At 59.9% G+C, this 23,958-nt stretch carries 22 protein-coding genes; 5 read left to right on the top strand and 17 right to left on the bottom strand.

Annotated elements, in window-relative coordinates; translation table 11 throughout:
• Nucleotides 1-66 precede the first annotated feature (66 nt).
• Nucleotides 67-924: a phosphatidylinositol-specific phospholipase C domain-containing protein gene (locus BLU24_RS02720; RefSeq protein WP_157720816.1), complete on the bottom strand. Its 858-nt coding sequence runs from the start codon at nt 922-924 to the stop codon at nt 67-69.
• 289 nt (nt 925-1,213) lie between these two features.
• On the bottom strand, nt 1,214-2,161 hold the full coding sequence (locus BLU24_RS02715; protein WP_093097331.1) for an alpha/beta hydrolase: 948 nt from the start codon (nt 2,159-2,161) through the stop codon (nt 1,214-1,216).
• Nucleotides 2,162-2,259: 98 nt separating this feature from the next.
• Between BLU24_RS02715 and BLU24_RS02710 the strand changes: the two genes are divergently transcribed.
• A complete protein-coding gene (locus BLU24_RS02710; RefSeq protein WP_093097328.1) occupies nt 2,260-2,838 on the top strand; it encodes a DUF6436 domain-containing protein in 579 nt (192 codons plus the stop codon).
• Nucleotides 2,839-2,941: 103 nt separating this feature from the next.
• The gene (locus tag BLU24_RS02705; RefSeq protein ID WP_093097325.1) at nt 2,942-5,350 is read left to right on the top strand and encodes a penicillin acylase family protein; all 2,409 of its coding nucleotides are present in this window, start codon (nt 2,942-2,944) and stop codon (nt 5,348-5,350) included.
• 201 nt (nt 5,351-5,551) lie between these two features.
• Here the strand turns inward: BLU24_RS02705 and BLU24_RS02700 are convergent, their stop codons facing one another.
• Nucleotides 5,552-6,517 (bottom strand): GlxA family transcriptional regulator, encoded by a 966-nt coding sequence (locus BLU24_RS02700; protein WP_093097322.1) that lies wholly within the window; start codon nt 6,515-6,517, stop codon nt 5,552-5,554.
• A 153-nt stretch (nt 6,518-6,670) separates the two neighbouring features.
• Here BLU24_RS02700 and BLU24_RS02695 point away from each other — a divergent pair, with 153 nt between their 5' ends.
• Nucleotides 6,671-7,312, top strand: a complete 642-nt coding sequence (locus BLU24_RS02695) for an HD domain-containing protein (protein WP_093097319.1) — start codon at nt 6,671-6,673, stop codon at nt 7,310-7,312.
• A 146-nt stretch (nt 7,313-7,458) separates the two neighbouring features.
• Here BLU24_RS02695 and BLU24_RS02690 read toward each other — a convergent pair whose 3' ends face one another.
• The 8 genes from BLU24_RS02690 to BLU24_RS27500 all read right to left on the bottom strand — a co-directional run bounded on the left by BLU24_RS02690 (nt 7,459) and on the right by BLU24_RS27500 (nt 16,265).
• The gene (locus tag BLU24_RS02690) at nt 7,459-8,349 is read right to left on the bottom strand and encodes an ABC transporter permease subunit (RefSeq protein WP_090287284.1); all 891 of its coding nucleotides are present in this window, start codon (nt 8,347-8,349) and stop codon (nt 7,459-7,461) included.
• A complete protein-coding gene (locus BLU24_RS02685; protein WP_172833310.1) occupies nt 8,346-9,227 on the bottom strand; it encodes an ABC transporter permease subunit in 882 nt (293 codons plus the stop codon). The genes BLU24_RS02690 and BLU24_RS02685 overlap by 4 nt, the downstream gene beginning before the upstream one ends.
• Nucleotides 9,228-9,262: 35 nt before the next feature.
• Entirely contained in the window at nt 9,263-10,405 is a 1,143-nt protein-coding gene (locus tag BLU24_RS02680) for an ABC transporter ATP-binding protein (RefSeq protein ID WP_090287288.1), read from the bottom strand.
• A 63-nt stretch (nt 10,406-10,468) separates the two neighbouring features.
• Nucleotides 10,469-11,566, bottom strand: coding sequence for a polyamine ABC transporter substrate-binding protein (locus tag BLU24_RS02675; RefSeq protein ID WP_093097316.1), 1,098 nt, complete (start codon nt 11,564-11,566; stop codon nt 10,469-10,471).
• A 186-nt stretch (nt 11,567-11,752) separates the two neighbouring features.
• Nucleotides 11,753-12,865 (bottom strand): polyamine ABC transporter substrate-binding protein, encoded by a 1,113-nt coding sequence (locus BLU24_RS02670; RefSeq protein WP_090287291.1) that lies wholly within the window; start codon nt 12,863-12,865, stop codon nt 11,753-11,755.
• A 171-nt stretch (nt 12,866-13,036) separates the two neighbouring features.
• Nucleotides 13,037-14,401, bottom strand: coding sequence for an aspartate aminotransferase family protein (locus tag BLU24_RS02665; protein WP_090287293.1), 1,365 nt, complete (start codon nt 14,399-14,401; stop codon nt 13,037-13,039).
• Between the two features lie 56 nt (nt 14,402-14,457).
• Nucleotides 14,458-15,816 (bottom strand): glutamine synthetase family protein, encoded by a 1,359-nt coding sequence (locus tag BLU24_RS02660; RefSeq protein ID WP_093097313.1) that lies wholly within the window; start codon nt 15,814-15,816, stop codon nt 14,458-14,460.
• A 92-nt stretch (nt 15,817-15,908) separates the two neighbouring features.
• Nucleotides 15,909-16,265: a gamma-glutamyl-gamma-aminobutyrate hydrolase family protein gene (locus tag BLU24_RS27500; RefSeq protein WP_157720815.1), complete on the bottom strand. Its 357-nt coding sequence runs from the start codon at nt 16,263-16,265 to the stop codon at nt 15,909-15,911.
• Nucleotides 16,266-16,543: 278 nt separating this feature from the next.
• Here BLU24_RS27500 and BLU24_RS02655 point away from each other — a divergent pair, with 278 nt between their 5' ends.
• Together BLU24_RS02655 and BLU24_RS02650 are read left to right on the top strand one after the other, a co-directional pair.
• Complete coding sequence (locus BLU24_RS02655) at nt 16,544-17,920, top strand: glutamine synthetase family protein (RefSeq protein ID WP_016772657.1); 1,377 nt, start codon at nt 16,544-16,546, stop codon at nt 17,918-17,920.
• Nucleotides 17,921-18,150: 230 nt separating this feature from the next.
• Nucleotides 18,151-18,789, top strand: a complete 639-nt coding sequence (locus BLU24_RS02650) for a TetR/AcrR family transcriptional regulator (protein ID WP_093097310.1) — start codon at nt 18,151-18,153, stop codon at nt 18,787-18,789.
• 162 nt (nt 18,790-18,951) lie between these two features.
• On the opposite strand, the gene BLU24_RS02645 is transcribed toward BLU24_RS02650, so the two are convergent.
• From BLU24_RS02645 to ssuE, 6 genes are all read right to left on the bottom strand, one after another.
• Nucleotides 18,952-19,167: a TOBE domain-containing protein gene (locus tag BLU24_RS02645; RefSeq protein WP_003229256.1), complete on the bottom strand. Its 216-nt coding sequence runs from the start codon at nt 19,165-19,167 to the stop codon at nt 18,952-18,954.
• A gap of 106 nt (nt 19,168-19,273) precedes the next feature.
• Entirely contained in the window at nt 19,274-20,080 is an 807-nt protein-coding gene (gene ssuB, locus BLU24_RS02640; protein WP_093097307.1) for an aliphatic sulfonates ABC transporter ATP-binding protein, read from the bottom strand.
• Nucleotides 20,077-20,859: an aliphatic sulfonate ABC transporter permease SsuC gene (gene ssuC / locus BLU24_RS02635; RefSeq protein ID WP_093097304.1), complete on the bottom strand. Its 783-nt coding sequence runs from the start codon at nt 20,857-20,859 to the stop codon at nt 20,077-20,079. The genes ssuB and ssuC overlap by 4 nt, the downstream gene beginning before the upstream one ends.
• 9 nt (nt 20,860-20,868) lie before the next feature.
• The gene (gene ssuD, locus BLU24_RS02630) at nt 20,869-22,017 is read right to left on the bottom strand and encodes an FMNH2-dependent alkanesulfonate monooxygenase (protein ID WP_016772653.1); all 1,149 of its coding nucleotides are present in this window, start codon (nt 22,015-22,017) and stop codon (nt 20,869-20,871) included.
• 25 nt (nt 22,018-22,042) lie between these two features.
• Nucleotides 22,043-23,017 (bottom strand): sulfonate ABC transporter substrate-binding protein, encoded by a 975-nt coding sequence (locus tag BLU24_RS02625; protein WP_093097302.1) that lies wholly within the window; start codon nt 23,015-23,017, stop codon nt 22,043-22,045.
• Nucleotides 23,018-23,106: 89 nt separating this feature from the next.
• The gene (gene ssuE / locus BLU24_RS02620) at nt 23,107-23,700 is read right to left on the bottom strand and encodes an NADPH-dependent FMN reductase (RefSeq protein ID WP_090287307.1); all 594 of its coding nucleotides are present in this window, start codon (nt 23,698-23,700) and stop codon (nt 23,107-23,109) included.
• Nucleotides 23,701-23,958 lie beyond the last annotated feature (258 nt).

Here is a 23,958-nt window from a genome sequence, read left to right as displayed (position 1 = left end):
TTTGCCAAACAGGCGGGTATCCGGAGGGGCTTCCCCGCCATGAATTGGGCAACTTGACGCGACGGGTCACTTGCGCAGATTGCTCTCAATACAATTGCGAACTATCTCGGAATCATTGAAAAAATCCACATTGATGATGTTGCTTTTGCGCTGCCATTCGCTGCCGATTGAATACCAGTTGTTCAATTCGGATTTGATATTTTGCACACCCCAACCCGAATAGCAGGTGGCAGACATCGACCATAAGGCACCCGCTGCGGGCGGATTACGCATAACACCGTCAATGTGACTGTAAAGTCGGGAAGTACTGACCAATCCACTACCCGCCCAACGATGATTGATCTGAGACCATATCAAAGTTGGATTCAGATTGGATAAACCGCTCGGTGCAGCAAGGACAATCCCGCCCCTTGGGTAGTTGGCCTTGATCTCATTCAAGGTCATATTGACCGCCGCTCGCGGGATCAATGCCGAGCCGAACTCACCTACGAAATAATTATGCAACTCCTGAAATGGAACCGGCGTCCCCCTCTGAGTCGATAATTCGTGAATATCAAGGATAACGATTTCAGTTGGATTCTTCTGGAGGAACTCACGAACCGCGTTCATCATTTCGCTGAGTGTCCTGCCGGACTCTAGGCTATGCGTGTGCCTGAACCGAAGACCCGTATTCGAATAGCCAGAAAAATACTTCAAGCGAATATCCAAGACCCTTATCCCGCTCTCCAGGTGGTACCAGAAAGTGTCATACTGGCAAGTAATATAAGAGTTACTATAATTTGCATAGCGGTCCATCCCGGCATTATGAGTTCCCGGCAGGCTCAGTTGCCAAAGCTTTTTGTTACCAATGGAACTTCGCAGATCTCCCATCCAGGATTTTCGTTGATAGCCCGTGAGAGCAGGGACTATATTTAGAGCAGTCATAAACATTCCTCAAGCGCACACACTACTTAAGTAGCCCGCCGCTCGTGCAGTTATATTAATCAGGTTTGATCGTCGGCAGCAGACAATTGGTATTTACCCAACTGGCTACTCCGCCGCAAAATCAAAATAACGCAGAGAAGAGCAAATGACGAAACTCCAACCGTTGCATAAGTTTTCTAATATTAACAAACAGCTCCCTCTATAATTAAAACTTAAAGAGGAAAGTAACATGCCGGGCAATTGCCACTTACTAGTTGATTACTTGGCAGACCGCTACTTGAGCAATGCGCTACGCATTCCGCCCCTTGATCCGCTTGCTCAGAAACTCGAAATACTCCTCGCGCATATCAGCCGTCTCATTCGCCAGATGATGCCGCGCCTCGGGTAACAGCAAAATCTGCGGTCGATCGAATTTCCATTTCAACACTTGCAGGTTGTGCTGCCAGTCCACCGTCATGTCCGCTTGCCCCTGAATGATCAGCGGCCGTCGCGGGCTTTTTTTCGCGTGCTCGACGCGAATGATCCAGCGTGACAACGCGCCCACCCATTGGGTCGGCAAGCGCCGCGGCTGCAACGGATCGGCCTGCAGGAACGGCAGGAAATCCGGGTCATTGGAATTCTCGCTGAAGCGCCGCGCGACGCCGCGAACGAAGGGCCTGAGCAGGTAATAACTGAGCTGCGACCATCCCCACGCCCGCGGCCGCACCAGCGGTGCCAACAGAATCACCTGGCCCTGCGCCGGGCTGCCCTCGCCATGATTGAGCAGATGATCGACTACGATCGCCCCGCCAGTGCTTTGCCCGCACAAGTGCCACGGCTGCGGCAGCGCGATCGACTGCGCTTCGGCAAACAACGCCTGGAGCATGTGCTGATATTCCGCGAAATCGCGAATGCTCGCCCGTGGCCCGCTCGACAGGCCATGCCCCGGCAAGTCGCAGGCGATCACGGCAAAATCCTGATCCAGCGCCCACTCGATCACATGCCGATACAGGCCGGTGTGATCGTAATAACCGTGCAGCAGGAACAGCGTCGCCTTGACCTTCTCCGGCCACCAGCAATGGCTGACCAGTTCATAGCCATCGACTTCGAAACGGCCCATGCCGCGCCAGACATCGCGTTCGGGAAAATCGGTCTGGTAGAAGCGCTGATACGCCTTCGCCTCGTCCGACAGCGGCTGCCACTCGGCCAGAGGCTTGAGGCTCGCGCGGATTTGATCGGGGTCGAAAGTATCAGGCATGCGGACATTCCAAAGCGGTAAACGGACTTTATCGGCCTGCGATATTCATCTGTCGCGGCAAGCATGGCAAGCTAGCCGGCCTCTGAGGAACCAAATCCATGCGTTCGCCCTACCGCACCGCACTGTTCGCCAGCCTGCTCGCGCTGATCTGCGCCGGCGTGCTGTGGGCCGCGTATGACTGGTTTCAGATCCGTTATCTGCGCGCATTCAGCGAGCACACGGCGGTGTTTTCCGGCGATCCGCTACGCCTGCCGGATGAGCTCGCCGGGCCGGGCAACATCCGCCTCGTACATTTCTGGGACCCGGCCTGCCCGTGCAACGTCGGCAACCAACAGCACCTGAGCGAAATGGTCGAGCAGTTCGGCGCCCGCGGCGTGGAATTTTTCGCGGTGCAAAAACCCGGCAGCCACGGCCAATTGCCCGCCACCCTCACCCGCCTGAAAACCATCGTCGTCCTGCCGGGTTCTGAACAAATTCCCGCCAGCCCCGCCGTGGCCATTTGGGACCGCAGCGGCAAACTGGCCTACTTTGGACCGTACAGCGAAGGCCTGACCTGCAATTCCAGCAACAGCTTCATCGAACCGATTTTGCATGCCCTGACGGAAGACCGACCGGTCAATGCCACGCATACGCTGGCGGTGGGTTGTTATTGCCCATGGCCGGTGGAGGCGAAGTAAGGCATTCCGGACATTTCAAGGATTGCGCTGCACGGCATAGAGGCTCTGTGCTAATTGTTTGCAGCCCGACGGGCGGCCATTCCCGCCTGCACAAGGAGTCACCATGAAGCGCGTGTTCACCCTTCTCGCTTTGCTTATTGTCGCCCTGCTCGGCGCGCTGGGCTGGTATGTCTACAGCAAACAACCGACGCGTCAGGGCCAGGTCGAGCTGCGCGATCTGCAGGGCTCGGTGACCGTGCGCTACGACGAGCGCGGTGTGCCGCACATTCGCGCCGAGAACGAAACCGACCTTTATCGTGCACTCGGCTACGTGCATGCCCAGGACCGGCTGTTCCAGATGGAAGCCATGCGCCGTCTCGCCCGTGGCGAACTGGCCGAGGTGCTCGGGCCGAAACTGCTCGACACCGACAAACTGTTTCGCAGCCTGCGCATTCGCGAGCGCGCCGCCAGTTACGTCGCCAGCCTGGATAAGCAATCACCGGCGTGGAAGGGCCTGCAAGCCTATCTGGATGGCATCAACCAATATCAGGACAGCCACGCTGCGCCAATCGAATTCGACGTGCTGGGCATCCCCAAGCGGCCGTTCACTGCCGAAGACAGCATTAGCGTCGCCGGTTACATGGCTTACAGCTTCGCCGCGGCGTTTCGCACCGAGCCGTTGCTGAGTTTCATCCGTGATCAACTCGGCGCCGATTACCTCAACGTGTTCGACCTCGACTGGCAAGGCAAAGGCGTCCTCGTCAACGATCACAACCACGCGGCGCCCGCCCTCGCCGCCAGTGACTGGAAAGACCTCAACGCCCTCGCCCGCCTCAGTGAGCAGGCGCTGATCGACAACGGCCTGCCGCAGTTCGAAGGCAGCAACGCCTGGGTCATCGCCGGCAGTCGCAGCCAGAGCGGCAAGCCGTTGCTGGCTGGCGATCCGCACATCCGTTTCTCGGTGCCGTCGGTGTGGTACGAGGCGCAGCTGTCGGCGCCGGGTTTCGAGCTGTACGGTCATCATCAGGCGCTGGTGCCGTTCGCGTTCCTCGGCCACAACATGGATTTCGGCTGGAGCCTGACCATGTTCCAGAACGACGATCTGGACCTGATCGCCGAGAAGGTCAATCCGGACAACCCCAATCAGATCTGGTATCGCGGCCAGTGGACTGACCTGCTCGTCACTGAACAGCAGATCAAGGTGAAGGGCCAGGCACCGGTGACCCTCACCCTGCGCCAATCGCCCCACGGCCCGATCGTCAACGACGCATTGGGTGCGGCGGCGGGCAAAACCCCGATCGCCATGTGGTGGGCGTTTCTCGAAACGCCGAACCCGATCCTGGAAGGCTTCTATCAGCTCAACCGCGCTGACACCCTGGCCAAGGCCCGTGCCGCCGCCGCGAAAGTCCAGGCGCCGGGACTGAATCTGGTTTACGCCAATGCCAAGGGCGACATCGCCTGGTGGGCCTCGGCGTTGCTACCGAAGCGGCCCGCCGGGGTCAGGCCGGAATTCATTCTCGACGGCAGCACAAATCAGGCGGACAAGGACGGCTACTACCCGTTCAGCGCCAACCCGCAGGAAGAGAACCCGTCGCGCGGCTATATCGTCTCGGCGAACTTTCAGCCCGTGTCGCCGACCGGCATGCCGATTCCCGGTTACTACAACCTTGCCGATCGCGGCCAGCAGCTCAATCGTCAGCTCAGCGACAAACATCTGAAGTGGAGCAACGAAGCCAATCAGAAGCTGCAACTGGGCACCGCGACCGGCTACGGCCCGCGCCTGCTCGCACCGTTGCTGCCGGTGTTGCGCGAGGTGGTGAGCGATCCCGCGCAGCTGAAACTGGTCGAGCAACTGGCGCAGTGGCCCGGCGACTATCCGCTGGATTCGGTCAGTGCGACGCTGTTCAGTCAGTTCCTGTACGACCTGGCCGATGCGGCGATGCGCGATGAGTTGGGCAACGAGTTTTTCGACACGCTGCTGTCGACGCGGGTGATCGATGCAGCGCTGCCGAGGCTGGCGGCAAATGCCGATTCGCCGTGGTGGGATAACCGCAGCACGCCCGCGAAAGAGACTCGCGTCGATATCGTCCGCGCAGCATGGCAGGCGAGCCTGCACCATCTGAAGCTGACCCTTGGCGACGATGTGGCGGCGTGGCAATGGGGCGCGGCGCATACCCTGACCCATGGCCATCCACTGGGCCAGCAAAAACCGCTGGATCGTCTGTTCAACGTCGGGCCGTTCCCGGCGCCGGGCAGCCATGAAGTGCCGAACAACCTCTCAGCGAAAATCGGCCCGGCGCCGTGGCCCGTTACGTATGGGCCATCAACGCGGCGACTGGTGGATTTCGCCGATCCAGCGCACGGGCTGACGATCAACCCGGTGGGCCAGAGCGGCGTGCCGTTCGACAGTCACTACGACGATCAGGCCGAGGCGTATGTGGAAGGGATCTATGTGCAGGCGCATTTCAGCGAGGAAGAGGTGACGGCGAATACGCGCAGTACCTTGAAGCTGTTGCCGGCGCGAGTACGTTAAAAGCCCCTCACCCTAGCCCTCTCCCAGAGGGAGAGGGGACCGACCGAAGTGTCTGGCGTTATACATCGCCCTGATAGCGCGGTGTCGATTATGGATTCAGCATGAGCCTTTCACGTCGGCGTACTTTTTCAATATCCCCCAATCGGCTCCCTCTCCCCCTGGGAGAGGGCTGGGGTGAGGGCTTTCGAGCTCAAGCCCACATCAAACATCCAGCGCAAAATTCATCCGAAACTGCTGCGGCGTCACCCCCAGCCGCCGATTGAACACGCTGCGCATATGTTGCGCATCGCGAAACCCGCACTGATAGGCCACGGTCTTCAGCGGCGCTGCGGTGCTTTCCAGCATCACCCGCGCCGCATCAACCCGCGCGCGCTCAACGAACTCTGCCGGCGTGACTTTCGCCTCCCGAGCAAACACCCGGGAGAAATTGCGCGCACTCATGTTCGCCGCATTGGCCAGATCGGCAATCGTCAGATCGCCGGTGAGATTGGCCAGCACATACAACTGCACCATCGCTACCGCTGACGTCGGCTCGGCGTGCGGAGTGAGGAACGGGCTGAACTGCGATTGCCCACCGGAACGCTGGGTGAATACCACCAGCCGCTTGGCCACGCTGAGCGCCACCTCGGCGCCGTGATCCCGCGCCAGCAGATATAACGACAGATCGATCCCCGCCGTAACCCCGGCCGAGGTGTAGAGCCTGCCATCCTCGACGTACAAGCGATCAGCCTCGACTTGCGTGGCCGGGCACAACTGCGCCAAGGCCTCGGCATCGTTCCAGTGAGTAGTCACCGTGCGCCCGTCCAGCAACCCCGCCCGCGCCAGCATGAACGCGCCATTGCAGATCGAGCCGAAGCGCTGCACCCGCGCGCAAGCCTCACGCAGCCAGCTATCGAAAGCGCTGCCGAAATCCATGAACGGCAACTGCGGCCCACCGGCGACCAACAACAGGTCATAGGGCTCGAGCGCTTCGCTGAAATGCCGATGCGCATTCACGCTCAGGCCGTTGGAGCAGGCCATCGCCCCGTGCTCGACGCCGATCACTTCCAGCCGATAGTGATCCTGCGGAGCGAGGAACCGGTTGGCCTCAGCAAACACGTCCATGGGACCGCTTACGTCCAGCGACTGCACGCCGGGAAACACCACAATGGCGACGGATTTGCTCATGCTGTGAAGCTCCGCTGGGTCTGTTTGCCGAGTTGGCACGATTTGCAGGTTGATTGGCAAGGATCGCAGCCACGTCTCGATTGTTGGTCTTTAGCGCCAGGAACAGACTTTCCTCACCAGCGCCACAACGGCGTTTTCGATGAGGCAACCGATATGAGCACCAGCATCGCCGGCATCAGGATCCCCGACAGCGCCTTCGCCCGGGCCACCACCGAGTACATTCGCGACATCGAATCCGACCTGCTCTATCACCACTCACGCCGGGTGTTTCTGTTCGGCGCGCTGAGCGGCGAGCGCCGGCAACTGGCCTACAACCCGGAGCTGTTGTACGTCGGCGCGATGTTCCACGACCTCGGTCTGGTCGAAGGTCATCGCAGTGATGAAGAACGTTTCGAAGTGGATGGCGCCAATGCCGCCGCAGCGTTTCTCAAGCCTTACGGACTGAGCGACGACGATATCGAACAGGTGTGGTTGTCGATTGCGCTGCACACGACACCGGGCGTGCCGAAACATCTGCGTCCGACCGTGGCGCTGGTCACTGCCGGGGTGGAAATGGATGTGCTGGGCATGGATTACGCGGCGTTCAGCAGCGTGCAGCGAGAGGCGGTGGTGCATGCGCATCCACGCGGTGAAGGCTTCAAGGAATGCATAATCTGCGCGTTTGCCGATGGCTTGCGTCACCGTCCGCAGACAACGTTTGGGAATGTGAAGACCGATGTGCTGAAGGATCAGGAGCCGGGGTTCAAACCGCTGAACTTCGTCGAGGTCATCCGCAATTCTCCCTGGATTTCCTGACCGCAGAAAAACCTGTGGGAGCGGGCTTGCCCGCGATGGCGTCTTTACAGTCAACATCAATGTCGAATGTCAGATAGCTATCGCGGGCAAGCCCGCTCCCACAGGGATATGGATTGGTCTTGAAAAAGCAACCAACCCGACAGGGCTCACGCCGCTTCCGGACTCGGTGCGCGGCGCGCGTCCGGTTGCTTCCAGGAATCGGCTGCGCTTTCTTCGATGGCTTGCTGGATGGCTTTCTTGCGCGCTTCTTCGGCGCGGCGGCTGAAGAACCAGACGAGGAAGGTCACCAGCGACACCGCCAGCAGAATCAGGCTGGCCACGGCATTGATTTCCGGCTTCACGCCCAGGCGCACCGCCGAGAACACTTCCATCGGCAGGGTCGTCGAACCCGGCCCGGAGACGAAGCTCGCCAACACCAGGTCATCCAGCGACAGGGCGAACGACATCATCCCGCCCGCTGCCAGTGACGGTGCGATCATCGGGATGGTGATCAGGAAGAACACCTTCCACGGCCGCGCGCCGAGGTCCATCGCCGCCTCCTCGATCGACAGGTCCAGCTCACGCAGACGCGCCGACACCACCACCGCCACATACGCCGCACAGAACGTGGTGTGAGCGATCCAGATAGTGACGATGCCGCGTTCCTGTGGCCAGCCGATCATCTGCGCCATGGCCACGAACAGCAGCAACAGCGACAGACCGGTGATCACTTCCGGCATGACCAGCGGCGCCGTCACCAGGCCGCCGAACAGCGTGCGGCCCTTGAAGTGGGTGATGCGGGTCAGCACGAAGGCCGCCAGCGTACCCAGTGCCACCGCTGCCACCGCCGTGTAGCAGGCAATTTCCAGCGAGCGCAGCACCGAGCCCATCAGTTGCGAGTTATCGAGCAGGCCGACGTACCACTTCACCGACCAGCCGCCCCACACCGTGACCAGTTTGGAAGCGTTGAACGAGTAGATCACCAGGATCAGCATCGGCAGATAGATGAAGATCAGACCCAGCACCAGCATCAGGCTGGAGAAACGGAAGCGTTTCATTCTTTACCCTCCATTTCCTTGGCCTGACTGCGGTTGAACAGGATGATCGGCACAATCAGGATCGCCAGCATCACCACCGCCAGGGCGGACGCCACCGGCCAGTCACGGTTGTTGAAGAATTCCTGCCAGAGCACTTTACCGATCATCAGGGTTTCCGGACCGCCGAGCAGTTCCGGGATGACGAACTCACCGACCACCGGAATGAACACCAGCATGCAGCCGGCAATGATGCCGTTCTTGGACAGCGGAATGGTGATTTTCCAGAAGCTGTTGAAGGTGCTCGAACCGAGGTCCGATGCCGCTTCGAGCAGACTGTTGTCGTGCTTCACCAGGTTGGCGTACAGCGGCAGGATCATGAACGGCAGGTACGAGTAAACCACGCCGATGTACACCGCCAGGTTGGTGTTGAGGATCTGCAGCGGCTCGTCGATCAGGCCCATGCTCATCAGGAAGCCGTTGAGCAGGCCGTTGTTGCTGAGAATGCCCATCCACGCGTAGACACGAATCAGGATCGCCGTCCAGGTCGGCATCATGATCAGCAGCACCAGCACCGTTTGCAGCTCTTTGCGCGCACTGGCGATGGCGTAGGCCATTGGATAGCCGATCAGCAGGCACAGCAACGTGCTGATGAAGGCCATCTTCAGCGAGCCGAGGTAGGCGGCGATGTACAACTCGTCGTCACCCAGCAGCGCGTAGTTGCCCAGGTTCAGCAGCAATTGCAGCTTCTGCTCGGCAAACGTATAGATCTCGGTGTACGGCGGGATCGCCACATCGGCTTCGGCAAAACTGATCTTCAGGACGATGAAGAACGGCAGCATGAAGAACAGGAACAGCCAGATGAACGGCACGCCAATGACCAGTTGCCGGCCATTGGGGATTATTCGATTGATGCGACGTTTGAATTTGCGCATGTTCATGAGCGAAGTACCACGCCGCTGTCGTCTTCCCACCACACGTAGACCTGATCGCCCCAGGTCGGACGTGCGCCACGACGTTCGGCGTTGGCGACGAACGACTGCACCAGTTTGCCGCTCGGCAATTCGACGTAGAACACCGAATGACCGCCCAGATAAGCAATGTCGTGGACCTTGCCGCTCGACCAGTTGTATTCGCAGGTCGGCATCTCGGCGGTCACCAGCAGCTTCTCCGGACGAATCGCGTAGGTGACCGACTTGTCCTGCACCGAGGTGCTGATGCCGTGGCCGACGTAGATCTGCCGGTCGAGGTCCTTGCAGGTGATGGTCGCGTGGCCCTCGGCGTCGTCGATCACTTCGCCTTCGAAGATGTTGACGTTGCCGATGAATTCGCAGACCAGACGGCTGGTCGGGGTTTCGTAGATGTCGATCGGGCTGCCGATCTGGGCGATCCAGCCCAGGTGCATGATCGCGATGCGCTCGGCCATGGTCATGGCCTCTTCCTGGTCGTGGGTCACCATCACGCAGGTCACGCCGACGCGCTCGATGATTTCCACAAGTTCCAGTTGCATCTGCGAACGCAGTTTCTTGTCCAGAGCGCCCATCGGCTCGTCGAGCAGCAGCAGCTTCGGTCGTTTGGCCAGCGAACGCGCCAGTGCCACGCGCTGACGCTGGCCGCCGGAGAGTTGATGCGGCTTGCGCTTGGCATACTGGCTCATCTGCACCAGCTTGAGCATCTCGGCCACACGGGCTTCGATCTCGGCCTTGGGAATCTTGTCCTGCTGCAGGCCGAAGGCGATGTTCTGCGCCACGGTCATGTGCGGAAACAAGGCGTACGACTGGAACATCATGTTGATCGGACGTTCGTACGGCGGCATGTCGGTGATGTCGACGCCGTCGAGGAAAATGCGCCCCTCCGTGGGCCGTTCAAACCCTGCGAGCATGCGCAGCAGGGTGGATTTGCCCGATCCCGAACCGCCGAGCAGGGCGAAGATCTCGCCTTTCTTGATTTCCAGGGACACGTCGTCCACGGCAATCGTCTCGTCGAACTTCTTCGTGACCCGGTCGATCTTGACCAGCACCTGTTTTGGTGTCTGGTCGCCCTCGAGGGCTTTCTTGTAGGCGCCGGAGGCAACTGCCATTTGCGAAACTCCCAACAGAATCAGCAGGTCGCCACGCAAGACGAACCCAGGATAGTTTGTGCGTTATTTGCCCGACTTGACCTTGGTCCAGCTGCGGGTCATCAAACGCTGAATATTGGCTGGCAGCTCGGTCGACACGTAGGTCTTGTCGAGGACTGCTTGCGGCGGGTAAACCGCTTCGTCGGTGCGGATGGACTGTTCCATCAGCTTGTCCGAACCCGGGTTGGGGTTGGCGTAACCGACGTAATCACTGACCTGGGCGATCACCTCAGGTTTCAGCAAATAGTTGATGAAGGCGTGGGCTTCCTTGACGTTGGACGAGTCCTTGGGAATCGCCAGCATGTCGAACCACAGCGCGCCGCCCTCTTTCGGAATCGAGTAGGCGATGTTCACGCCTTTCTTGGCTTCTTCGGCACGGTTCTTCGCCTGGAAAATGTCACCGGAGAAACCGATCGCCACGCAGATGTCGCCGTTGGCCAGATCGCCGATGTATTTCGAGGAGTGGAAATAAGTCACGTAAGGACGCACCGCGAGCAGCTTCGCGGTGGCTTTTTCGTAGTCCCTGGTGTTGGTGCTGTTGGCGTTCAGGCCCAGGTAATTGAGCATCGTCGGCATCATTTCATCGGCCGAATCGAGGAACGCGACGCCGCAGCTGTGCAGCTTCTTGATGTTTTCCGGCTCGAACAGAACGGCCCAGGAATCGATCTTGTCGATGCCCAGCACAGCCTTGACCTTGTCGACGTTGTAACCAATGCCGTTGGTGCCCCACAGGTAAGGCACGGCATACAGGTTACCCGGATCGTTCTGCTCCAGACGCTTGAGCAGTACCGGATCGAGATTGGAATAGTTCGGCAGTTGCGCCTTGTCGAGTTTCTGGAACGCGCCGGCCTTGATCTGCTTGCCGAGGAAGTGGTTCGACGGCACGACCACGTCGTAACCGGTACGCCCGGCGAGGAGTTTGCCTTCCAGGGTTTCGTTGGAGTCGAAGACGTCGTAGACCGGTTTGATCCCGGTCTCTTTCTCGAAGTCGGCCAGGGTCGATTCGCCGATGTAATCGGACCAGTTATAAATATGCACCGTACCGGCGGCCTGGGCTCCGACAGCCAGGGTCAGGCCGGCAGCGGCCAGCAGGGCTTTGCGCAAAGAAGAAAATACAGGCAAGTGGAGGTCCTCTAAATGGATTGGGCCCAAGTTGCCCGCGCTGCATGACAGCCATGGCTGCCCGACAACAAAACCGGCGCGCAACTTACCCTCGAAAAACCGATCCAGCAAAACTTTCTGTCATTTAATTGCTCCGCTGGCCGCCATCGCGGAAACGACGGCCAGCGGTTGCTGCGACAAACCGGCTTATTTACCCGATTTGATTTTGGTCCAGCTGCGGGTGATCAGGCGCAGGGTAGCCGCGTCCAGGTCACTGATCGCGTAGAGCTGTTTCTTCACTTCAGCCGACGGGTAGATGCTCGGGTCGCTGGTGATGTCCTTGTCCACCAGTGGCGTGGCCGCCTTGTTGCCGTTCGGGAAACGCACGGCGTTGGTGATGCCGGCCATCACTTGCGGCTCGAGCAGGTAGTTCATGAACTTGTAGGCGGCTTCGACGTTTTCGGCATCCTTGGGAATGGCGACCATGTCGTAGAACGTACCGGCGCCTTCTTTTGGAATGGTGTAGGCCAGTTTGACCTTGTCACCGGCTTCCTGGGCGCGGGTTTTGGACTGCTCCAGATCACCCGAGTAACCGACGGCGACGCAGATGTTGCCGTTGGCCAGGTCCGAGATGTACTTGGAGGAGTGGAAGTAGGCAACCGACGGACGAATCTTCAGGAACAGGTCTTCGGCGGCTTTCAGGTCAGCCTTGTCCTTGCTGTTGGTCGGCTTGCCCAGGTAGTGCAGCGCGGCCGGAATCATCTCGGTCGGGGCGTCGAGGAAGCTCACGCCGCAGCTTTTGAGTTTCTCGATGTTTTCAGGCTTGAACACCACGTCCCACGAATCGATCTTGTCGATGCCCAGCGCAGCCTTGACCTTGGCCGGGTTGTAGCCGATGCCGATCGAGCCCCACATGTACGGGAAAGCGTGTTTGTTGCCCTGGTCGCTGGCGTCGCCAACGGCCTTGAGCAGGTCTTCGTCGAGGTTTTTCCAGTTCGGCAGTTTGGACTTGTCCAGCTCCTGGTAAACCCCGGCCTTGATCTGCTTGGCGAGGAAGTTGTTGGAAGGCACCACGATGTCGTAACCGGACTTGCCGGCCAACAGCTTGGCTTCCAGGGTTTCGTTACTGTCGAAGACGTCGTAGACGACTTTGATCCCGGTGGCTTTTTCGAAGTTGGCCACGGTGTCCGGCGCGATGTAATCGGACCAGTTGTAAACGTGCAGCACTTTGTCGTCCGCGTGAACCGCACCCGCCATCATGCCCGCCACGGACAGCGCGAGAAGTGTCTTGCCAGCAAGCTTTTTACCTAATGCCTTCATGCGTCATGCTCCAAATTTTTCTTTTTTGAACCACATTGTTCAGCGGCCGAACCCGGACAACTGGAACCGCGGCTAGTCTGGCAAGATCCGAGGCGGTCTTTCAAGGAAAGACCGGCCTTTCTGACAGCTTTGACCGAGCAAGCCGCAACCCGCTCGCTCAAAGCCTAGCACTTAGCCCTGCAGCGCACCGAGGGTCAGGTCCAGACACTTGCGTGCCTTTGTAACCAGCTCGTCAATCTCGGCTTTGCTGATCACCAGCGGCGGCGCGATGATCATCGTGTCACCCACGGCGCGCATGATCAGGCCGTTGTCGAAGCAGAACTGCCGGCAGATCATGCCCACGCCCTTACCTTCGTAACGCTTGCGCGTGGCCTTGTCCTGCACCAGCTCGATCGCCCCCAGCAGACCGACGCCGCGAACTTCACCCACCAACGGATGATCGTTCAGCTCGCGCAGACGTTTCTGCAAATACGGTGCCGTTTCGTTGTGGGCGTTCTCGATAATTTTTTCATCGCGCAGAATGCGGATGTTTTCCAGGCCCACCGCCGCTGCCACCGGATGCCCGGAGTAGGTAAAGCCGTGGTTGAAATCGCCGCCTTCGTTGAGCACCGCCACCACACTGTCACGAACGATCAGGCCCCCCATCGGGATGTAGCCGGAGGTCAGGCCCTTGGCGATGGTCATCATGTCGGGTTTGAGGTCGTAGAAATCGCTACCGAACCACTCACCGGTGCGACCGAAGCCGCAGATCACTTCGTCCGCCACAAACAGGATGTCGTATTTGGCGAGGATTTCCTTGATGCGTGGCCAGTAGGTGTCGGGCGGAATGATCACGCCACCGGCGCCCTGGATCGGCTCGGCAATAAAGGCACCGACGTTGTCGACGCCGACTTCGAGAATCTTCTCTTCCAGCTGATTGGCCGCCCAGACGCCGAACTCTTCCGGCGTCATGTCGCCGCCTTCGGCAAACCAGTACGGCTGCGCGATGTGCTCGATGCCCGGGATCGGCAAGTCGCCCTGTTCGTGCATGTAGGTCATGCCGCCGAGGCTCGCGCCGGCCACAGTCGAACCGTGGTAACCGTTCTTGCGGCTGATGATGACTTTCTTGTTCGGCTGACCCTTGATCGCCCAGTAATGGCGAACCATGCGCAGCATGGTGTCGTTGCCTTCGGAGCCGGAACCGGTGAAGAACACATGGTTCATGCCTTCCGGTGCAACGTCGGCAATCGCCTTGGCCAGTTGCAATGCCGGCGGGTGCGCAGTCTGGAAGAACAGGTTGTAGTACGGCAGTTCGCGCATCTGTTTGGCGGCAGCGTCGGCCAGTTCATCGCGACCGTAACCGATCGCCACGCACCAGAGCCCGGCCATGCCGTCGAGGATCTTGTTGCCTTCGCTGTCCCACAGGTAAACGCCCTTGGCATGGGTGATGATCCTCGGGCCCTTCTCTTTCAGTTGCTTGAAGTCGCTGAACGGGGCCAGGTGGTGATCACTGCTGAGTGCTTGCCACTCGCGGGTTTGCGGGTTGTTGCTGGTCATGCCAATTCTCCTTGTTATCGGTGAAGGCGCGCCGCCAGAGCGACGCGCCCGGCGTATCAGACGGCGAAGAGCAGGTACTCACGCTCCCAGGAACTGATCACGCGCTTGAAATTTTCATGCTCGGCCCGCTTGACCGCCACGTAGCCTGTGATGAAAGTCTTGCCGAGGTATTTCTCGACGGTCTTGCTGTTTTCCATGCGCTCCAGCGCGTCTTCGATGGTCAGCGGCAGGCGCAGGTTGCGGCGCTCGTAGCCGCGGCCCACCACAGGCGCGCTCGGGTTGAGCCCTTCGACCATGCCGATGTAACCGCAGAGCAGGCTCGCGGCGATCGCCAGGTACGGGTTGGCGTCGGCGCCAGGCAGACGGTTTTCGACGCGGCGGTTCTGCGGGCCGGCATCCGGTACGCGCAGGCCGACGGTGCGGTTTTCTTCGCCCCACTCCACGTTCACCGGCGCCGAAGTGTCCGGCAGGAAGCGGCGGAACGAGTTGACGTTGGGGGCGAACAGCGGCAGCAATTCCGGGATCAGTTTCTGCAGGCCACCGATGTGGTGCAGGAACAACTGGCTCATGGTCCCGTCTTCATTGGAGAAGACGTTCTTGCCGGTGTGGATGTCGATGATGCTCTGGTGCAAGTGCATGGCACTGCCCGGCTCGCCGGTCATCGGTTTGGCCATGAACGTCGCAGCCACGTCGTGCTTGAGTGCGGCTTCGCGCATGGTGCGTTTGAACACCAGGATCTGGTCGGCCAGCGACAGTGCGTCACCGTGACGGAAGTTGATTTCCATCTGCGCCGTGCCGTCTTCGTGGATCAGCGTGTCGAGGTCCAGCTCCTGCAATTCGCACCAGTCGTAGACGTCTTCGAACAGCGGATCGAATTCGTTCGCTGCTTCAATGGAGAACGACTGACGGCCGATTTCCGGGCGACCGGAGCGACCAATCGGCGGCTGCAACGGATAGTCAGGGTCGTCACTGCGCTTGGTCAGGTAGAACTCCATTTCCGGCGCAACGATCGGCTGCCAGCCCTTGTCGGCATACAGCTTGAGGATTTTCTTGAGGACGTTGCGCGGCGACAGCTCGATCGGGTTGCCTTGCTTGTCATAAGTGTCGTGGATCACCTGCGCGGTCGGCTCGATGGCCCACGGCACCAGGTACACGGCGTTCTGGTCGGGGCGGCAGATCATGTCGATGTCGGCCGGGTCGAGCAGTTCGTAATAGATGTCGTCTTCGACGTAGTCGCCGGTCACGGTCTGCAACAAAACACTTTCCGGCAGACGCATGCCTTTTTCGGCGATGAACTTGTTGGTCGGGGAAATCTTGCCGCGGGTAATGCCGGTCAAGTCGGCGATCATGCATTCGACTTCTGTGATCTTGCGGTCTTTCAACCAATCGGTGAGCTGGTCGAGGTTGGTACTCATAAATGCCTCTGGGCTGAGTCTCCTGACGCGATGTCAGGCAAGTTTGACGCTGAGAGCGTCGCGTTAAAGGGGCTTGCTCGCGCAGTGCCGGCTTACGCCTGGCACCGCGCATAGACAATCAACGAGGAGCTTACCTGCCCTTTACGCTGGCGTTGCATTTCCTGTGCACATTCAAGGCGTGCAGAATCGTGAGCACGGCTGGGGAAGCGGCACAGGCTGTGACGATGAAAGCGATCTATATTGAAAGGAGACGCCATAAACAGGATGCTGTCGTCTGCGTCCAGAATATCGGACGCTGCCGTTGACCGAGTCGCTGCGCAGAGCAGTGCAGGCAAGCCGCGAGCCTCGCTGGCCGCGCTACGGACGGATGGATCGCCACTGATGTGATAAGCATGCAGACCGGACTGTTGCGAGCAGTCGGTGACGCCGATTAACGGCAGGCGAGACATGAAGCACCCCGGTATTATTGCTGTTATGGGTTTGATCGGAGCTTAGCCTTGTTCATTTTTTTACACAACACCCCCGTAAAAAATACAACACGGCCTGCTCAAGCCTGCGGGTGCCCGACACATGCAGGACGCAAAAACGCCCCGAAATGCCCCATAAATGCCCTCACGGCGCTTTTTTAGGGCAAAAAAGGCCTCGCTTGACTTCGGCAGGCTGTTCGGGTTGACTGAAACCAGAAAAGATCAATGATTGATATTTTTAACAACAAAGGTGTTGCATCATGTCGGTACCCCCGCGTGCCGTTCAGCTTAACGAAGCGAACGCGTTCCTTAAGGAACATCCTGAGGTTCTGTACGTTGACCTTCTGATTGCGGATATGAATGGTGTGGTGCGCGGCAAGCGCATCGAACGCACCAGCCTCCACAAGGTTTACGAGAAAGGCATCAACCTGCCGGCCTCTCTATTTGCTCTGGATATCAATGGTTCGACGGTGGAAAGCACCGGCCTGGGCCTGGACATCGGCGACGCCGATCGTATCTGCTATCCGATCCCCGATACCCTGTGCAACGAGCCATGGCAGAAGCGCCCGACCGCGCAACTGCTGATGACCATGCACGAACTCGAAGGCGACCCGTTCTTCGCCGACCCGCGTGAAGTGCTGCGCCAGGTGGTGACCAAGTTCGACGAACTGGGCCTGACCATCTGCGCCGCGTTCGAACTCGAGTTCTACCTGATCGACCAGGAAAACGTGAACGGCCGTCCACAACCGCCACGCTCGCCAATCTCCGGCAAACGTCCGCACTCGACGCAGGTCTACCTGATCGACGACCTCGACGAATACGTCGACTGCCTCCAGGACATTCTGGAAGGTGCCAAAGAGCAAGGCATCCCGGCCGATGCGATCGTCAAGGAAAGTGCCCCGGCGCAGTTCGAAGTGAACCTGCACCACGTCGCCGACCCGATCAAGGCGTGCGATTACGCGGTCCTGCTCAAGCGCCTGATCAAGAACATCGCCTACGACCATGAAATGGACACAACTTTCATGGCCAAGCCGTACCCAGGCCAGGCAGGCAATGGTCTGCACGTGCACATTTCGATTCTGGACAAGGCCGGCAAGAACATTTTTGCCAGCGAGGATCCCGAGCAGAACGCCGCGCTGCGTCACGCGATCGGCGGTGTGCTCGAGACCCTGCCCGCGCAGATGGCGTTCCTCTGCCCGAACGTCAACTCGTATCGTCGTTTCGGCGCGCAGTTCTATGTACCGAACTCGCCGTGCTGGGGGCTGGACAACCGCACCGTGGCGATTCGCGTACCGACCGGCTCTGCCGATGCCGTGCGTATTGAACACCGCGTTGCCGGTGCCGACGCCAACCCGTACCTGCTGATGGCTTCGGTGCTGGCCGGCGTGCATCACGGTCTGGTCAACAAGATCGAGCCCGGCGCGCCTGTCGAAGGCAACAGCTACGAGCAGAACGAGCAAAGCCTGCCGAACAACTTGCGTGACGCCCTGCGCGAGCTGGACGACAGCGAGGTGATGGCCAAGTACATCGATCCGAAGTACATCGATATCTTCGTCGCCTGCAAGGAAAGCGAGCTGGAGGAGTTCGAACACTCCATCTCCGACCTTGAGTACAACTGGTATCTGCATACTGTGTAATAAGCGGTTGTAGCGTCCATAAGAACGTCGTTGGCTGTCGCAGCCAACGGCGTTTTTTTATGGCCGCCTGCGGCGGATCGCGAGCAGGCTCGCTCCCACAGGGTTCTGTTGCGTACTCAGAATTTATGTTCAACAGAGTACCTGTGGGAGCTGGCTTGCCAGCGATGGCGGCCGACAAGACAACATCGAACCCGGCTCGTACAATGCCCGCTGCCCCGCAGGAGACTTTCATGACGCGTCCCGCCACCGTCCGCAAACCCCGTGCCCGCAGTCAGGCGCGGATCGATTCGATTCTCGACGCTGCGCGCACGCTGCTGGCCGCCGAGGGCGTGGCGAGCCTGTCGATCTACAGCGTGGCCGAGCGAGCGCAGATTCCGCCCTCCTCTGTGTACCATTTCTTCGCCAGCGTCCCGGCCTTGCTCGAAGCGTTGACCGCCGACGTACACGCAGCCTTTCGCGCCTGCCTGCAAGCGCCGATTGATCATGACGCGTTGCGCGACTGGCGCGATCTGTCGCGACTGGTCGAACAACGCATGCTCGAGATCTACGGCGAAGACGCTGCGGCACGCCAGTTGATTCTCGCCCAGCACGGACTGACGGAAGTGACTCAGGCGGACCGCCAGCACGATCTGGAACTGGGCGAGCTGATGCACAAACTGTTCGACCATCACTTCGAACTGCCAAAGCTGCCGGACGACGTCGATGTGTTTGCCCTGGCGATGGAACTGGGCGACCGGGTGTATGCCCGTTCGGTGCAGCAGCATGGGCAGATCACCCCGCGCATGGCCGAGGAAGGGATGCGGGTGTTTGATGCCTATATCGGCCTGTATCTGCCGCCGTATCTGCCCAAAAGATCTTTGGTGATCTGACTGGCCTCATCGCTGGCAAGCCAGCTCCCACAGAGTTATTTGTCGGTCATAAATCACTTGTGGGAGCTGGCTTGCCAGCGATGGCCGCGCTGCCGATTTCAAGCCAGGCACAAAAAACCCCGAAGGGCTCACACCCTTCGGGGTTGTTGTTTATCCACCGGCTTACAACTTGGCGATCGACACCTCAGTGGATTTCACAAAGGCGATCACTTCGCTGCCCACAACCAGTTCCAGCTCTTTCACCGAGCGAGTGGTGATCACCGAAGTGACGATGCCCGACGCGGTCTGCACGTCGATTTCCGACAGCACGTCGCCGAGGACGATCTCCTTGATCGAGCCTTTGAACTGGTTGCGCACGTTAATGGCTTTGATAGTCATGGCATTTCTCCTGAGATCGAAATGAGCGGCAAGTGGCAAGCTACAAGCTGCAAGCAAAAGCACAGCGCCTTGACTTGCAGCTTGAAGCTCGAAGCTTGCAGCTGCTTTATTGCGCCCAACGCAATTGCGTGGGCAGAGGTGAAACGGGTTCCGGCGCCGGCGGTTCGCCGGGCAGGGACAGAACACGGTTGAGCACTTCGGTTTCCAGTGCGGCCAGGCGATGCGAGCCACGCGCGCGTGGGCGCGGCAGTTCGACGTGCAGGTCGAGGCCGACGGCGCCGTCCTCGATCAGAATGACCCGATCGGCAATCGCCACCGCTTCGCTGACGTCGTGGGTTACCAGCAACACGGTGAAGCCGTGTTGCTGCCACAGGCGTTCGATCAGTTGCTGCATCTCGATGCGCGTCAGGGCGTCCAGCGCGCCGAGTGGTTCGTCGAGCAACAGCAGGCGCGGTTTATGAATCAGCGCCCGAGCCAGGGCGACACGCTGCTTCTGGCCGCCGGATAACGCCGCCGGCCATTCATTGGCGCGATCGGCCAAGCCCACCGCTTCGAGCGCGTCCAGCGCTTGCGCCCGCCAGTTGCCCTTGAGGCCGAGGCCAACGTTGTCGATGATCTTTTTCCACGGCAGCAGACGCGCTTCCTGGAACATCAAGCGGGTGTCATCGCGCGCCTCATTGAGCGGTGCGGAACCGGCGAGCAGGTCGCCGCCAGTCGGTTGATCGAGCCCGGCAAGCAAGCGCAGCAAGGTGCTTTTACCGCAACCACTGCGCCCGACCACGGCAACAAATTGCCCCGCTGGAATGTGCAAATCGATGTCGCGCAATACCTGGCGCGAGCCAAAGGTTTTCTGCAGATTGCGCAGCGCCAGCGGAATTCCGCGCAGCAAGCGTGGCGGCTGTTGAGCAGTCATGCCGCACCTCCCTTGGCAACCTGGTAGGCCGGGTGCCAGCGCAACCACACCCGTTCAAGCCCACGGGCAGCGAGGTCGGCCAGTTTGCCCAGCACCGCGTAAAGCAGAATCGCCAGCACCACCACGTCTGTCTGCAAAAATTCACGGGCGTTCATCGCCAGATAGCCGATGCCGGAGCTGGCCGAAATGGTTTCGGCGACGATCAGCGTCAGCCACATGAAACCCAAGGCAAAGCGCACGCCAACCAGAATCGACGGCAGCGCGCCGGGCAGAATCACCTGGCGGAACAGGCTGAAACCGCTCAGGCCATAACTGCGCGCCATCTCCACCAGCGCCGGGTCGACGTTGCGGATGCCGTGGTAGGTGTTGAGGTAAATCGGGAACAACGTCCCCAGCGCTACGAGGAAAATCTTCGCCGACTCGTCGATGCCGAACCACAGGATCACCAGCGGAATCAGCGCCAGATGCGGCACGTTGCGGATCATCTGCACCGAGCTGTCGAGCAAGCGTTCGCCCCATTTCGACAGGCCAGTGATAAAGCCCAGCACCAGGCCGATGCTGCCGCCGATGGTGAAGCCGAGTGCCGCGCGCCAGCCGCTGATGGCCAGGTGCGTCCAGATTTCGCCGCTGCGCACCAGACTGACGCCGGCTTCGATTACAGCCACCGGTGCCGGCAGGATCCGCGTCGACAACCAGCCGGCCGATACCGACAACTGCCATACCGCCAGCAGCAACACCGGCAACGCCCAGGGCGCGAGGCTGTGGATGAGTTTCTTCATGGCCGCGCCTCAGCTCTGCGATGCGGCTTTGGGCAGGATATCGTTGGCGACCATCTCGCCGAACGGGCTGACGTAACCGGCGCTTTTCGGCAGTTCCGGGCGCTCGACATCGAGGTGCGGAAACAGCAGCTCGGCGACGCGATAGGATTCTTCGAGGTGTGGATAACCGGAGAAGATGAACGTATCGATGCCCAGATCGGCGTATTCCTTGACCCGCGCCGCCACGGTCGGGCCATCGCCGACCAGTGCCGTGCCGGCGCCGCCACGCACCAGACCGACGCCGGCCCACAGGTTCGGGCTGACTTCGAGGTTGTCGCGGCTACCGCCGTGCAGCGCGGCCATGCGTTGCTGGCCGACCGAATCGAAGCGCGCCAGCGAAGCCTGCGCACGTTGGATGGTGTCGTCGTCCAGATGCGAGATCAGCCGATCCGCTGCTTGCCAGGCTTCGGCATTGGTTTCCCGCACGATCACATGCAGACGAATACCGAAGCGAACGGTGCGGCCGAGCTTGGCGGCCTTGGCGCGGACCTGCGCGATTTTCTCGGCCACCGCCGCCGGTGGCTCGCCCCAGGTCAGGACCATTTCCACTTGCTCGGCGGCCAGATCCTGCGCAGCTTCCGACGAACCGCCGAAGTACAGCGGCGGACGCGGTTGCTGGATCGGCGGATAGAGCAGCTTGGCGCCTTTGACGCTGATGTGCTCACCATCATAATCAACGGTTTCGCCTTCCAGCACGCGGCGCCAGATGCGGGTGAATTCCACCGAGGCCTGATAGCGTTCTTCATGGTTGAGGAACAGACCGTCACCGGCCAATTCTTCCGGGTCGCCGCCAGTCACCAGGTTGAACAACGCACGACCGCCGGACAAACGATCCAGTGTTGCAGCCTGACGCGCCGCCACCGTCGGGGAAATGATCCCGGGGCGCAGGGCAACCAGAAACTTCAGGCGCTGGGTCACTGGAATCAGCGAGGCCGCGACCAGCCACGAATCTTCGCAGGAGCGCCCGGTCGGAATCAGCACACCGCCGAAACCGAGGCGATCCGCCGCTTGCGCGACTTGCTGCAAATAACCGTGATCCACCGCGCGGGCGCCTTCGGCGGTGCCAAGGTAATGGCCGTCGCCGTGGGTAGGCAGGAACCAGAAAATATTGAGGCTCATGGAGTGGTCTCCTTGTGGATTCGAATTACTGCGCTTGAGAGCTTTGGGCCACAGCGGCCGGTGGCGTCCAGATCACGTCCTTGATGCTCAGCGGCTTGGGAATCAGCTTGAGCTGGAAGAACGTGTCGGCGATTTTCTGTTGCGCGGCGACCACTTCCGGGGTCAGGAACAGCGCGCCATAGCCCTGTCGTTTTACCGAGGTCAGGGTGATGTCTGCCGGCAGACCGAGCAGCGGTGCCACCTGTTGGGTAACGTCTTGAGGATTGGCTTTGGACCACTCGCCGACCGCGCGCACTTCTTCGACAAGGGTCTTGATCACCTCGGGATTTTTCTGCGCGTAAGGTTTGGTGGCGAGATAGAACTGGTGGTTGTCGACGATGCCTTTGCCGTCACGCAGGGTATGCGCCTGCAACTGTTGTTCGGCGGCGGCCTGATACGGATCCCAGATAACCCAGGCGTCGACACTGCCGCGCTCGAACGCCGCGCGGGCATCGGCCGGTGGCAGGAACACGGTTTGAATGTCGCTGTACTTGAGGCCGGCGTCTTCCAGTGCGCGCACCAACAGGTAGTGGACGTTGGAGCCTTTGTTCAGCGCGATCTTCTTGCCTTTGAGATCGGCCACCGACTTGATCGGCGAATCTTTCGGCACAAGGATCGCTTCACTGTTCGGCGCTGGCGGTTCGTAAGCCACATAGAGCAGATCGGCGCCGGCGGCCTGGGCAAACACGGGCGGGGTTTCGCCGGTCACGCCAAAGTCGATCGAGCCAACATTGAGGCCTTCGAGCAGTTGCGGGCCGCCGGGGAATTCAGTCCATTGCACGTCGACGCCTTGGGCGGCCAGACGTTTTTCCAGCGTGCCTTTGGCCTTGAGCAGCACCAGCGTGCCGTACTTCTGATAACCGATCCGCAAGGTCTCGGCTTGAGCTTGAGTCATGGCGCCGATGGACACAGCCGCAGCAAACAGAGCGACCAGACCACGACGCAAAAATACAGGGCGCATGGCGCTCTCCTTTTTGCTGTTGGGTTGTGGCTGCACCTGCTTGCCCGTTGGCGGGCGAGTAAGGCCAGTACTTCAAATTGCGATGAGGCTCAAATGCTCCAGCGAGCACTTAATAAACGTTCGTTCAACAGGCCCGGCTCCAGCGGTTTCGGCCGGCGTGCCATGGCCCCGACAAACTGCTCCAGCGCTTCATGCAGTCGCAATTCCAGGGCCGGCGCCAGTTGCGCATCGGCACTGCCTTCGCCGTAAGCGATCTGGCTGTCCTCGGCAAAAATCCCCTGGAGCATTTCCTGGGCTTTCAACGCCGAGAGCACTGGCTTGAGGGCGTAATCGACCACCAGCATGTGGGCGATGCTGCCACCGGTGGCCATCGGCAAAACGATCTTGTGGCTCAGCGCACGTTCCGGCAGCAGATCCAACAGGGTTTTCAGTGCGCCGGAAAATGACGCCTTGTATACCGGCGTAGCGATCAGCAGGCCGTCGGCGTTTTCGATTTGTTGCAACAGGTCGAGAACCTTCGGGCTGTCGAAGCGCGCGTGGAGCAAATCTTCGGCCGGGAAGTCCCGCACCCGATAACTCACCACTTCCACCCCGTGCTGTTGCAACCAGCGTTGCGAGCGCTCCAGCAGCACCCCGGAGCGGGAGCGCAGGCTGGGGCTGCCACCCAGTGAGACGACCAGCATTGCGACGATTCCTTAAACGTTAGCGGCGATTCGCAGGTTGCGATCTCGCTTCAATGGAATGACCTTACCAGTAGATTTATATATCTATAAATCATATTTATTCATTTGGTTATGCGTTTTTGAGATATACCAACTGCCTTTATCTGGACAAAAAAAAGGCCGTCGAAACGGCCGAAATTGCCCTGCTCTGTGGTTCCGTGGTGACTGGACTATCGCCATCGCGAGCAGGCTCACTCCTACAGAGGAACGCATTCCAAA

Origin of the sequence: Pseudomonas sp. Z003-0.4C(8344-21) (assembly GCF_900104975.1) — a bacterium.
Classification (GTDB): Bacteria; Pseudomonadota; Gammaproteobacteria; order Pseudomonadales; family Pseudomonadaceae; genus Aquipseudomonas; species Aquipseudomonas granadensis.
The sequence above is the reverse complement of the archived record's forward strand: the minus strand, read 5'-3'. Positions and strand labels throughout refer to the sequence as shown.

Excerpts from the sequence above, each read along its gene's own strand:
- BLU24_RS02670 (WP_090287291.1), bottom strand. The coding sequence starts at position 12,865 with ATGAAGGCATTAGGTAAAAAGCTTGCTGGCAAGACACTTCTCGCGCTG.
- BLU24_RS02680 (WP_090287288.1), bottom strand. The coding sequence starts at position 10,405 with ATGGCAGTTGCCTCCGGCGCCTACAAGAAAGCCCTCGAGGGCGACCAG.
- ssuC (WP_093097304.1), bottom strand. The coding sequence starts at position 20,859 with ATGAAGAAACTCATCCACAGCCTCGCGCCCTGGGCGTTGCCGGTGTTG.
- BLU24_RS02715 (WP_093097331.1), bottom strand. The coding sequence starts at position 2,161 with ATGCCTGATACTTTCGACCCCGATCAAATCCGCGCGAGCCTCAAGCCT.
- BLU24_RS02650 (WP_093097310.1), top strand. The coding sequence starts at position 18,151 with ATGACGCGTCCCGCCACCGTCCGCAAACCCCGTGCCCGCAGTCAGGCG.
- BLU24_RS27500 (WP_157720815.1), bottom strand. The coding sequence starts at position 16,265 with ATGTCTCGCCTGCCGTTAATCGGCGTCACCGACTGCTCGCAACAGTCC.
- ssuE (WP_090287307.1), bottom strand. The coding sequence starts at position 23,700 with ATGCTGGTCGTCTCACTGGGTGGCAGCCCCAGCCTGCGCTCCCGCTCC.
- ssuD (WP_016772653.1), bottom strand. The coding sequence starts at position 22,017 with ATGAGCCTCAATATTTTCTGGTTCCTGCCTACCCACGGCGACGGCCAT.
- BLU24_RS02710 (WP_093097328.1), top strand. The coding sequence starts at position 2,260 with ATGCGTTCGCCCTACCGCACCGCACTGTTCGCCAGCCTGCTCGCGCTG.
- BLU24_RS02655 (WP_016772657.1), top strand. The coding sequence starts at position 16,544 with ATGTCGGTACCCCCGCGTGCCGTTCAGCTTAACGAAGCGAACGCGTTC.
- BLU24_RS02660 (WP_093097313.1), bottom strand. The coding sequence starts at position 15,816 with ATGAGTACCAACCTCGACCAGCTCACCGATTGGTTGAAAGACCGCAAG.
- BLU24_RS02665 (WP_090287293.1), bottom strand. The coding sequence starts at position 14,401 with ATGACCAGCAACAACCCGCAAACCCGCGAGTGGCAAGCACTCAGCAGT.
- BLU24_RS02625 (WP_093097302.1), bottom strand. The coding sequence starts at position 23,017 with ATGCGCCCTGTATTTTTGCGTCGTGGTCTGGTCGCTCTGTTTGCTGCG.
- BLU24_RS02720 (WP_157720816.1), bottom strand. The coding sequence starts at position 924 with ATGACTGCTCTAAATATAGTCCCTGCTCTCACGGGCTATCAACGAAAA.
- ssuB (WP_093097307.1), bottom strand. The coding sequence starts at position 20,080 with ATGACTGCTCAACAGCCGCCACGCTTGCTGCGCGGAATTCCGCTGGCG.
- BLU24_RS02705 (WP_093097325.1), top strand. The coding sequence starts at position 2,942 with ATGAAGCGCGTGTTCACCCTTCTCGCTTTGCTTATTGTCGCCCTGCTC.
- BLU24_RS02700 (WP_093097322.1), bottom strand. The coding sequence starts at position 6,517 with ATGAGCAAATCCGTCGCCATTGTGGTGTTTCCCGGCGTGCAGTCGCTG.
- BLU24_RS02645 (WP_003229256.1), bottom strand. The coding sequence starts at position 19,167 with ATGACTATCAAAGCCATTAACGTGCGCAACCAGTTCAAAGGCTCGATC.
- BLU24_RS02690 (WP_090287284.1), bottom strand. The coding sequence starts at position 8,349 with ATGAAACGCTTCCGTTTCTCCAGCCTGATGCTGGTGCTGGGTCTGATC.
- BLU24_RS02695 (WP_093097319.1), top strand. The coding sequence starts at position 6,671 with ATGAGCACCAGCATCGCCGGCATCAGGATCCCCGACAGCGCCTTCGCC.